The sequence below is a fragment of the Pseudomonas sp. genome, from assembly GCF_030147005.1.
Classification (GTDB): domain Bacteria; phylum Pseudomonadota; class Gammaproteobacteria; order Pseudomonadales; family Pseudomonadaceae; genus Aquipseudomonas.
The window spans coordinates 1-9,905 of the sequence record NZ_JASLAW010000102.1; the positions used below are offsets into that span (position 1 = coordinate 1).

11 protein-coding genes and 1 pseudogene are annotated in these 9,905 nt (G+C 60.0%); 7 read left to right on the plus strand and 5 right to left on the minus strand.

Going from position 1 to position 9,905, the window contains the following annotated elements; translation table 11 throughout:
- Positions 1 to 1,028 (plus strand): annotated as a pseudogene (glnA, locus tag Q1V60_RS09630) (type I glutamate--ammonia ligase); the annotation flags it as partial.
- Between the two features lie 74 nt (positions 1,029 to 1,102).
- Here the strand turns inward: glnA and Q1V60_RS09635 are convergent.
- Complete coding sequence (locus Q1V60_RS09635; RefSeq protein WP_300629673.1) at positions 1,103 to 1,339, minus strand: DUF6124 family protein; 237 nt, start codon at positions 1,337 to 1,339, stop codon at positions 1,103 to 1,105.
- 341 nt (positions 1,340 to 1,680) lie between these two features.
- On the opposite strand from Q1V60_RS09635, the gene Q1V60_RS09640 reads away from it, so the two are divergent.
- The 4 genes from Q1V60_RS09640 to ntrC all read left to right on the plus strand — a co-directional run bounded on the left by Q1V60_RS09640 (position 1,681) and on the right by ntrC (position 5,527).
- Positions 1,681 to 2,217, plus strand: coding sequence for a chorismate mutase (locus tag Q1V60_RS09640; protein WP_300629675.1), 537 nt, complete (start codon positions 1,681 to 1,683; stop codon positions 2,215 to 2,217).
- A gap of 75 nt (positions 2,218 to 2,292) precedes the next feature.
- A complete protein-coding gene (locus Q1V60_RS09645; RefSeq protein ID WP_300629678.1) occupies positions 2,293 to 2,715 on the plus strand; it encodes a cupin domain-containing protein in 423 nt (140 codons plus the stop codon).
- A gap of 293 nt (positions 2,716 to 3,008) precedes the next feature.
- A complete protein-coding gene (gene glnL, locus Q1V60_RS09650; protein WP_300629681.1) occupies positions 3,009 to 4,094 on the plus strand; it encodes a nitrogen regulation protein NR(II) in 1,086 nt (361 codons plus the stop codon).
- Positions 4,091 to 5,527, plus strand: coding sequence for a nitrogen regulation protein NR(I) (ntrC, locus tag Q1V60_RS09655; protein ID WP_300629683.1), 1,437 nt, complete (start codon positions 4,091 to 4,093; stop codon positions 5,525 to 5,527). Before glnL ends, ntrC begins: the two co-directional genes overlap by 4 nt.
- Before the next feature lie 428 nt (positions 5,528 to 5,955).
- On the opposite strand, the gene Q1V60_RS09660 is transcribed toward ntrC, so the two are convergent.
- The gene (locus Q1V60_RS09660) at positions 5,956 to 6,396 is read right to left on the minus strand and encodes a hypothetical protein (RefSeq protein WP_300629686.1); all 441 of its coding nucleotides are present in this window, start codon (positions 6,394 to 6,396) and stop codon (positions 5,956 to 5,958) included.
- Here Q1V60_RS09660 and Q1V60_RS09665 point away from each other — a divergent pair.
- Positions 6,395 to 6,850 carry a tRNA (cytidine(34)-2'-O)-methyltransferase gene (locus Q1V60_RS09665; RefSeq protein WP_124422020.1) on the plus strand — a complete coding sequence of 152 codons (456 nt, stop codon included), beginning with the start codon at positions 6,395 to 6,397 and terminating at the stop codon, positions 6,848 to 6,850. The two genes, Q1V60_RS09660 and Q1V60_RS09665, sit on opposite strands and share 2 nt — an antisense overlap.
- Before the next feature lie 131 nt (positions 6,851 to 6,981).
- On the opposite strand, the gene secB is transcribed toward Q1V60_RS09665, so the two are convergent.
- Genes secB through Q1V60_RS09680 form a run of 3 tightly spaced genes read right to left on the minus strand, consistent with a single transcriptional unit; the run spans position 6,982 to position 8,166 of the window.
- Positions 6,982 to 7,461 (minus strand): protein-export chaperone SecB, encoded by a 480-nt coding sequence (secB, locus tag Q1V60_RS09670; RefSeq protein WP_300629692.1) that lies wholly within the window; start codon positions 7,459 to 7,461, stop codon positions 6,982 to 6,984.
- 35 nt (positions 7,462 to 7,496) lie between these two features.
- The gene (grxC, locus tag Q1V60_RS09675; protein WP_300629694.1) at positions 7,497 to 7,751 is read right to left on the minus strand and encodes a glutaredoxin 3; all 255 of its coding nucleotides are present in this window, start codon (positions 7,749 to 7,751) and stop codon (positions 7,497 to 7,499) included.
- Position 7,752: 1 nt separating this feature from the next.
- Positions 7,753 to 8,166: a rhodanese-like domain-containing protein gene (locus Q1V60_RS09680; protein WP_300629695.1), complete on the minus strand. Its 414-nt coding sequence runs from the start codon at positions 8,164 to 8,166 to the stop codon at positions 7,753 to 7,755.
- Positions 8,167 to 8,317: 151 nt separating this feature from the next.
- Here Q1V60_RS09680 and gpmI point away from each other — a divergent pair, with 151 nt between their 5' ends.
- Complete coding sequence (gpmI, locus tag Q1V60_RS09685; RefSeq protein WP_300629696.1) at positions 8,318 to 9,844, plus strand: 2,3-bisphosphoglycerate-independent phosphoglycerate mutase; 1,527 nt, start codon at positions 8,318 to 8,320, stop codon at positions 9,842 to 9,844.
- The last annotated feature ends 61 nt before the right edge of the window (positions 9,845 to 9,905 follow it).

The following is a 9,905-nucleotide window of genomic DNA, read 5'->3' on the forward strand; positions in this document are numbered from 1 at the left end:
GCCCTGAACCAGAATTCTTCATCTTTGATTCGGTCAAGTTCAAGTCCGACATCTCCGGTTCCATGTTCAAGATCTTCTCCGAACAGGGCTCGTGGATGTCCGACCAGGACGTGGAAGGCGGCAACAAAGGCCACCGTCCAGGCGTCAAAGGTGGCTACTTCCCAGTTCCGCCATTCGACCACGACCACGAAATCCGTACCTCCATGTGCAACGCCATGGAAGAAATGGGCCTGGTCATCGAAGTTCACCACCACGAAGTGGCGACTGCCGGCCAGAACGAAATCGGTGTGAAGTTCAACACCCTGGTCGCCAAGGCTGACGAAGTTCAGACCCTGAAGTACTGAGTACACAACGTGGCTGATGCTTACGGCCGTACCGCTACCTTCATGCCTAAGCCGCTGTACGGCGATAACGGTTCGGGGATGCACGTTCACTTGTCCATCGCCAAAGAAGGCAAGAACACCTTCGCCGGCGAAGGTTATGCCGGCCTGTCCGACACCGCCCTGTACTTCATCGGCGGCATCATCAAGCACGGCAAGGCCCTGAACGGCTTCACCAACCCGTCGACCAACTCCTACAAGCGTCTGGTCCCAGGTTTCGAAGCTCCGGTAATGCTGGCTTACTCGGCCCGCAACCGTTCCGCGTCGATCCGCATTCCGTACGTCTCCAGCCCGCGCGCTCGCCGTATCGAAGCCCGCTTCCCGGACCCGGCAGCCAACCCATACCTGGCCTTCGCAGCGCTGGTCATGGCTGGCCTGGACGGCATCCAGAACAAGATCCACCCTGGCGACGCCGCCGACAAAAACTTGTACGACCTGCCGCCTGAAGAGGCCAAAGAGATCCCACAAGTGTGCGGCAGCCTGAAAGAAGCCCTGGAAGAACTGGACAAGGGCCGTGCGTTCCTGACCAAAGGCGGCGTATTCAGCGACGACTTCATCGATGCCTACATCGAGCTCAAAAGCGAAGAAGAAATCAAGGTGCGTACTTTCGTACACCCACTGGAATACGAGCTGTACTACAGCTGCTGATCCGGTAGCGCTGCTTGACGTAGCGTGATGAAAAAGACCTCCTTCGCAGGAGGTCTTTTTTTGCCTGCAGATTGTCAGATGAGCGCTGGGCGGTCGAGCATGCGACTGACCATCAGCGTGCCCAAAGCACTCAACTGGTGAATGGCCAACACAACATAGCGATGCTTGCCGTCCAGGTTATCGGACAAGTCCAGCAACAAAGTGCTGACCGAGGAGAAGGTCTCGAAACTGTTGACCATTAGGGCTTCGTCATCGATATCAGCGGCGATGCTGAAGACGGATGGCGGTGGATTTGGGGTGGGTTTGAACATGTCTTAACTTCCTCGAATGAGGCCGCCATCGACTCGCTACTAAACGATATGGGTGGCAGCTGTGCGCAGGTTAGTAGACCGGGGAAGTTAAGCAAAAGCCGGCGCACCCGAAGGTGCCCTACACACAGCCGCCATAAAGGCCGGCGCGGTACGACTTAACTTAACCTCAGGCTACTAAACCTGATCGCTGATGAGCAGCGACCGAGCAACCTTAGAGACGACAAGCCAGCCGTACAAGCCGGCGGATTCTGGCGTAACTGTAGGTAACCGCGCAAGTTAGGGTAGCCTCTGCCTGACGCAATCCCAGACCTGCAACCCCAATCAAAATATGGAGAACTTCGTTGAAACATAGACTTGGATTCGCCCTGTTGTTCGTCAGCGCCTGTGCATCCGCTGCACCGCCCACCCTCGCCCCCTTGCTCAACAGCATCGCCGAACGACTGGAGATTGCCGACCAGGTGGCCCTGAGCAAATGGGACAGCCACAAGCCCGTAGAAGATAAAAAGCGCGAGCAGGAAGTGATCGCCAGCGCAGTCGCCCAGGCGCCGAGCTATAAGCTGGACCCTGCGGCCGTCGAGCAGTTTTTCACGGCGCAGATCGAAGCGAACAAGCTCGTGCAGTACACGCACCTGTCTGACTGGCAGTTCCAGGGCAAGGCGCCCGACGATCCGCGCCCGGACCTGGTCAAGCAGATTCGCCCGCAGCTGGATCAACTGCAAAAACGCTTGCTGCAGCAACTGGCAGACTTCACCGCGCAACGCACCGACCCGCAGTGCCCGCAATGGCTGGCTCAGGCAGTGCATGAGCCGCCGAACGATCCGCTGCGCCAACTGGCAATGATCCGCGCCACTGCTGAGTTGTGCACTCGCCCTACATGATTTGAGGCCCCTTCCTGCATCTTCACCTGGACCGGTAGCCATAGCCTGACGGCTTACTACCGAACAGGTGAAATCATGGACACCCTCAAATATTTGGCCGCAATGGCAGTGGGTACGTTATTGCTCGGCTGCAACACCCCGTCAAAGAACACGCAAATCGAGAAAGAGGTCTTGCTTGAACGCAGCGAGTCATGGGATGGCACGCCCTACAAAGCCTACCCCTCCGGCCAGCCGCAGCTGACCCTGATACGGCTCAAGATCCCTGCACATACGCAATTGCCATGGCACACCCACCCAATGCCGAACGCGGCCTACATCGTTTCAGGAGAGTTGAGCATTGAAACGCGTGCGAGCGGTGTAACTCGCACCTTGACCCAAGGGCAAACCCTGGCCGAGATGGTTGGCATCGAACATCGCGGCATCACCGGGAGCACGCCGGTCGAGCTGCTGGTCTTTTACGCGGGCACTCAGGGCATGCCGCTTTCCGAGCAAAACTGATACATCGCCTACGCGGATCGTTTTCATCCTGTCTGAAAACGATCCGCCTGCTACTTCCTGAACAACCTTCACAAAACCGCACTATATTGGTGCGATAGACTGCACCCTTCCCACCTGGCCAGCCCATTTTGGTTCGATTCTTCCCGTACAAACTGGCAGAACGCCACAGTTTCGCGCCATAAACCGCTATTTCAGGGCATTAACGCTTCTTTTCGGAGCCTTGGTTTGGTTTTTGCATTTTCCTTGTATCAGCGTGTGCCTCAAGCCTGCGCCTTGCTCCAAAAGAGGTCCCGATGACCATCAGTGATGCACTGCACCGTTTGTTACTCGACAATCTGACTACCGCGACCATCCTGCTCAACGCCGACCTGCGTCTTGAGTACATGAACCCGGCGGCGGAGATGCTCCTGGCTATCAGCGGCCAGCGCAGCCATGGGCAGTTCATCAGCGAATTGTTCACCGAGTCGGCCGAAGCCTTGAGCTCGTTGCGCCAGGCCGTGGAGCAGGCACACCCGTTCACCAAGCGCGAAGCAATGCTCACCGCCCTGACCGGCCAGACGTTGACCGTCGACTACGCGGTGACACCGATTCTGAGCAATGGCGCTACCCTGCTGCTGCTCGAGGTGCACCCGCGTGATCGCCTGCTGCGCATCACCAAGGAAGAGGCGCAACTGTCCAAGCAGGAAACCAGCAAGATGCTGGTGCGCGGCCTGGCGCACGAGATCAAGAACCCGCTGGGCGGTATTCGCGGCGCGGCACAGTTGCTGGCCCGCGAGCTGCCCGAGGAGCATCTCAAGGACTACACCAACGTCATCATCGAAGAGGCCGACCGCCTGCGTAACCTGGTGGACCGCATGCTCGGTTCCAACAAGCTGCCGTCCCTGGCCATGACAAACGTGCACGAGGTGCTGGAGCGCGTCTGCCAACTGGTCGACGCCGAAAGCCAGGGCTGCATCACCCTGGTGCGCGACTACGACCCAAGCATTCCCGACGTATTGATCGACCGCGAGCAGATGATCCAGGCGGTGCTCAATATCGTGCGCAACGCCATGCAGGCCATCAGCAGCCAGAACGAACTGCGCCTGGGCCGCATCAGCTTGCGCACCCGCGCCCTGCGCCAGTTCACCATCGGCCACGTGCGCCATCGCCTGGTCACCAAGGTCGAGATCATCGACAACGGCCCGGGCATTGCGGCCGAATTGCAGGAAACCATCTTCTTCCCCATGGTCAGCGGCCGCCCGGACGGTACCGGGCTGGGCCTGGCCATTACCCAGAACATCATCAGCCAGCACCAGGGCCTGATCGAATGTGAGAGCCATCCCGGCCACACCACGTTCTCGATCTTCCTGCCATTGGAACAAGGAGCCCCCACGACATGAGCCGTAGTGAAACTGTCTGGATCGTCGACGACGACCGTTCTATCCGCTGGGTCCTGGAGAAAGCCTTGCAACAGGAAGGCATGACCACCCAAAGCTTCGACAGCGCCGACGGCGTGATGAGCCGCCTGGCTCGCCAGCAGCCGGACGTGATCATCTCCGATATCCGCATGCCCGGCGCCAGCGGCCTGGACTTGCTGGCACGCATTCGCGAACAGCACCCGCGCCTGCCGGTGATCATCATGACTGCGCACTCGGACCTGGACAGCGCTGTCGCGTCGTACCAGGGCGGCGCCTTTGAGTACCTGCCCAAGCCGTTCGACGTGGATGAGGCGGTGGCGCTGGTCAAGCGCGCCAACCAGCACGCCCAGGAACAACAGAACCAGGAAGCCCCGCCGGCCCTGACCCGCACGCCGGAGATCATCGGTGAAGCGCCGGCGATGCAGGAAGTGTTTCGCGCCATCGGGCGCTTGAGCCACTCCAACATCACCGTGCTGATCAACGGCGAGTCGGGCACCGGTAAAGAACTGGTGGCCCATGCCCTGCATCGCCACAGCCCTCGGGCGACCTCGCCCTTTATCGCGCTGAACATGGCGGCTATCCCGAAAGACTTGATGGAATCCGAGCTGTTCGGCCATGAAAAAGGCGCGTTCACCGGCGCGGCCAACCTGCGGCGCGGGCGCTTTGAGCAGGCCGACGGCGGCACCTTGTTCCTCGACGAAATCGGCGACATGCCGGCCGATACCCAGACGCGTCTGCTGCGGGTGTTGGCGGATGGCGAGTTCTATCGCGTGGGCGGGCATACGCCGGTCAAGGTTGATGTACGCATCATCGCCGCCACGCACCAGAATCTGGAAACTCTGGTGCACGCTGGCAAATTCCGCGAGGACCTGTTCCATCGCCTCAACGTGATCCGCATCCACATCCCGCGCATGTCGGACCGCCGCGAAGACATCCCCACCCTCGCCCGCCACTTCCTCAGCCGCGCCGCACTGGAGCTGGCCGTGGAGCCGAAGCTGCTCAAGAGCGAGACGGAGGAATACCTCAAGAACCTGCCGTGGCCCGGCAACGTACGCCAGCTGGAGAACACGTGCCGCTGGATCACCGTGATGGCCTCCGGGCGCGAAGTGCATATCAGCGACCTGCCGCCGGAGCTGTTGAGCCTGCCCCAGGATTCGGCCCCGGTGACCAACTGGGAACAGGCACTGCGCCAATGGGCCGACCAGGCCCTGGCTCGCGGCCAGTCGAACCTGCTGGACAGCGCCGTGCCGGCGTTCGAGCGGATCATGATCGAAACCGCGCTCAAGCATACCGCCGGACGCCGTCGCGATGCCGCAGTGCTGCTGGGCTGGGGACGCAATACCCTGACGCGCAAGATCAAGGAACTGGGGATGAAGGTGGATGGCGGGGATGATGATGAGGGTGATGAGAGCTGACCCTCAGCCCCCCTGAAGATCACAGATGTGGATCTTCACAATGTTTCGGGACCGTGCACCGCTTCAATGCACCATGAACCGGCATCGCGCACGGACCTGAAAGCCCAAAGGCCGCTGCTGCTGAAAAATTCTTAAGCGCTGAAACCACCAAAGCCCCGGATTCCGGGGCTTTGCGCTTTCTTGAAGTTTATTACGGCGCAATTTGCAAACTCTGGCACGTCCCCTGCAATACCGTTGGTACCACACAGTTTCGGGGACCTTGGTACAGGCAGGCCGAGAATCCCCCTCTTTAACACCGAAGCCTTTGGCTTCACCCCGTTTTGGGAGCCCTGGTACAGGCAGGCCGGGAATCCCCTCTTTAACACCGAAGCCTTCGGCTTCACCCCGTTTTGGGAGCCCTGGTACAGGCAGGCCGGGAACTCCCTCTTTTATTGCTCAAGGAGATGGATCTCCAGGCGCCAGCGGTCATTGACCTCTGCGCCCTTCCACTCTCCGCGCAATGGCCGAGCCGCCACCAGGTTCAGCAGCAGACCGCTGTCGGTCTTGCGCACACGCCAGTTCACGACCTTGTCATTGACCTTCAGTTGCCCATTGGCGGCCTTGCCCTGTGCGTCGAACAGCAGCGCCACGGCGCCGTCGATATGCTCGCCGTGCAACTTGGGCTCGCTGTTGAACCACACCACCAGACCGTCCGCCACAGGTTCTATCTGTTGCAGCTCGACCGGCTCCGGGGTGGTCAAGCGACCAATCATCAAGCCCACCATCAGGCCGACAATTGCCAACGAGCCGAGCACCCGTGGCAATAGCTTCGGCCTTGGGTCGTCTTCGGGAGTAGAATGCAGCGCATCTTTGCCTTCGGAGCCGTGCATGTTTCACGTCATCCTTTTTCAACCAGAAATTCCGCCGAATACCGGCAACGTTATCAGGCTGTGCGCCAACAGTGGCTGCCACCTGCATTTGATCGAGCCGCTAGGCTTCGACATGGACGACAAGCGCCTGCGTCGCGCCGGGCTGGATTACCACGAGTACGCCACCCTCCAGCGCCATGCCGACCTGGCAAGCTGCCTGGAAAGCCTGGGCCAGCCACGCGTGTTCGCCTTTACCACCAAAGGTTCGAGGCCCTTTCATGATGCCAGCTTTGCCGAGGGCGACGCGTTTCTGTTCGGCCCGGAGAGCCGAGGCCTGCCGGCGGAGGTGCTTGATGCACTGCCCGATGGCCACCGCCTGCGTTTACCGATGCGTGAAGGCTGTCGCAGCTTGAACCTATCGAACACCGTAGCCGTTGCCGTCTATGAAGGCTGGCGCCAGCTCGGCTTTAAATAACACTGCACAGCAAATGTGGGAGGGGGCTTGCTTGCGAAAGCGGAATCTCAGTCACTGGAACTATCGACCGAAGTACCGCATTCGCGAGCAAGCCCCCTCCCACATTTTTTGATCGGCGTCGCTCAGAAAGTTTACTGAACGGTCGACGAACCTTCCTGTTGCATGCGCTGCAGCTCTTGGGCGTACAGGGCATCGAAGTTCACCGGTGCCAGCATCAGCGCCGGGAACGAGCCACGGGTAACCAGGCTGTCCAGGGTTTCACGAGCGTACGGGAACAGGATATTCGGGCAGAACGCACCCAGGGTGTGGCTCATGGACGCTTCGTCCAGGCCCTGGATCAGGAAGATACCGGCCTGTTGCACTTCAGCGATGAAGGCCACTTCTTCGCCGTTCTTGACGGTGACCGACAGGGTCAACACGACTTCGTGGAAGTCACCTTCCAGGGCTTTTTGACGGGTGTTCAGGTCCAGCGCGACGCTTGGGGCCCATTCCTGGCGGAAGATGGCCGGGCTTTTCGGCGCTTCGAACGACAGGTCACGCACGTAGATGCGCTGCAGCGAAAACTGTGGGCCTTGAGCTTCTGCTGCTTCGGTGTTCTGTTGATCAGTCATCGCAGATCCTTCTTTATCTTGGGGTCTTTTAGGGGTTAGGCGGACAGCAGCACATCAAGTTTACCGGCGCGCTCCAAAGCAAACAGGTCATCGCAGCCACCGACGTGCCTGTCGCCGATCCAGATCTGCGGGACCGACGTACGACCGGCTTTGCGGGCCATTTCGGCGCGCACTTGAGGCTTGCCATCGACCTTGATCTCTTCGAAGGCGACCTTCTTGCTCTGGAGCAACTGCTTGGCTCGAATGCAATAAGGGCAATAATCGCTGGAATACACGACGACCTGGCTCATATCACTTCACCAAAGGCAGGTTATCGCCACGCCAGCTGCTGATACCACCCGACAGCTTGGCGGCGGTGAAACCGGACTTGAGCATCTCGCGGGCGTGAGTGCCGGAGTGCTGGCCTTGGGCATCGACCAGAATGATGGTCTTGGGCTTGTATTTTTCCAGTTCGGCCAAGCGTGCGATCAGCTTGTCCTGAGGAATGTTCAGGGCGCCGACGATATGACCGGCGGCGAAATCCTTGGCCGGGCGAATATCCACGACAACGGCCTCATCCTTGTTGACCAGCGCGGTCAGCTCCGACGTGCTCAGGCTGCGGCCACCACGGCTCAACTCATGAGCGATCAGCAGCGCCAGCAAGATGACGAAGGCACCCACGAGCAGATAGTGGGCAGTGGCAAATGCAATCAGGTGATCAACCATCAAGGAGGTTCCAGGGCGTTAAAATGGCGGTAAGTATACACAGCCGTCGGGGGCGGCCAACCCCCGTAAAGCGGTGACGCGGTTGGAACTTCGCTTTAAACTGCCACTCACTTTTCGATTGCCTTCCTTTATTACCGCCGCGAGAGGATCTATGACTACCACGCCTAAACCTTTGGTTCTGATAATTCTCGATGGCTTCGGACACAGTGAAAGCCACCACGACAACGCCGTGTACTCAGCGAACAAGCCTGTGCTGGACCGTCTCACCGCCACCGTGCCCAACGGCCTGATCTCCGGTTCCGGCATGGACGTGGGCCTGCCGGACGGCCAGATGGGCAACTCGGAAGTCGGCCACATGAACCTCGGCGCCGGACGAGTGGTATATCAAGACTTCACTCGCGTGACCAAAGCGATCCGCGACGGCGAGTTCTTCGAGAACCCGACCCTCTGCGCCGCGGTGGATAAAGTCGTCGCCGCAGGCAAAGCCGTGCACATCATGGGCCTGCTGTCCGATGGTGGCGTGCACAGCCACCAGGACCACCTGGTCGCCATGGCCGAACTGGCCTTCAAGCGCGGCGCCGACAAGATTTACTTGCACGCCTTCCTTGATGGCCGCGACACCCCGCCCAAAAGCGCGCAGTCGTCCATCGAACTGCTGGACGCCGCCTTCGCCGCCCTGGGCAAGGGCCGTATCGCCAGCCTGGTGGGCCGTTACTTCGCCATGGACCGCGACAACCGCTGGGACCGCGTGGCCCAGGCCTACAACCTGATCGTCGACGGCCAGGCCGAATTCAACGCCGCTACCGCCCAGGAGGGCCTGCAAGCCGCCTATGCCCGTGGCGAGAGCGATGAATTCGTCAAAGCCACCACCATCGGCGCGCCGGTGAAAGTCGAAGATGGCGACGCCGTGGTGTTCATGAACTTCCGCGCCGACCGTGCCCGTGAGCTGAGTCATGTGTTTGTCGACGATGGTTTCAAAGACTTCGACCGCGCGCGCCAGCCCAAAGCCGAGTTCGTGATGCTCACCCAATACGCCGCCAATATCCCGGCCCCGTCGGCTTTTGCTCCGGGCAGCCTGGAAAATGTACTGGGCGACTACCTGGCGAAAAACGGCAAGACTCAACTGCGCATCGCCGAAACCGAAAAATACGCCCACGTGACCTTTTTCTTCTCCGGCGGACGTGAAGAACCGTTCCCAGGCGAAGAGCGCATCCTGATCCCATCGCCGAAAGTCGCCACCTACGACCTGCAGCCAGAGATGAGCGCCCCGGAGGTGACCGATAAGATCGTCGACGCCATCGAGCATCAGCGTTACGACGTGATCGTGGTCAACTACGCCAACGGCGACATGGTCGGTCACAGCGGCAACCTGGAAGCGGCGGTCAAGGCCGTGGAATGCCTGGACCTGTGCGTCGGCCGCATCGTTGAAGCCCTGGACAAGGTCGGTGGCGAAGCGCTGATCACCGCCGACCACGGCAACTGCGAGCAGATGTCCGACGAATCCACCGGCCAGGCGCATACCGCCCACACCACTGAGCCGGTGCCGTTTATCTATGTCGGCAAGCGCGATTTCAAAGTGCGTGACGGCGGCGTATTGGCGGATGTGGCACCGACCATGTTGATGCTGATGGGGCTGGAGAAGCCGGTAGAGATGACCGGGACCTCAATCCTGGTTTGATTTCAGCCTCACCGTGAAACCAGTGTGGGAGCGGGCTTGCTCGCGAATGCAGTAGTCCAGT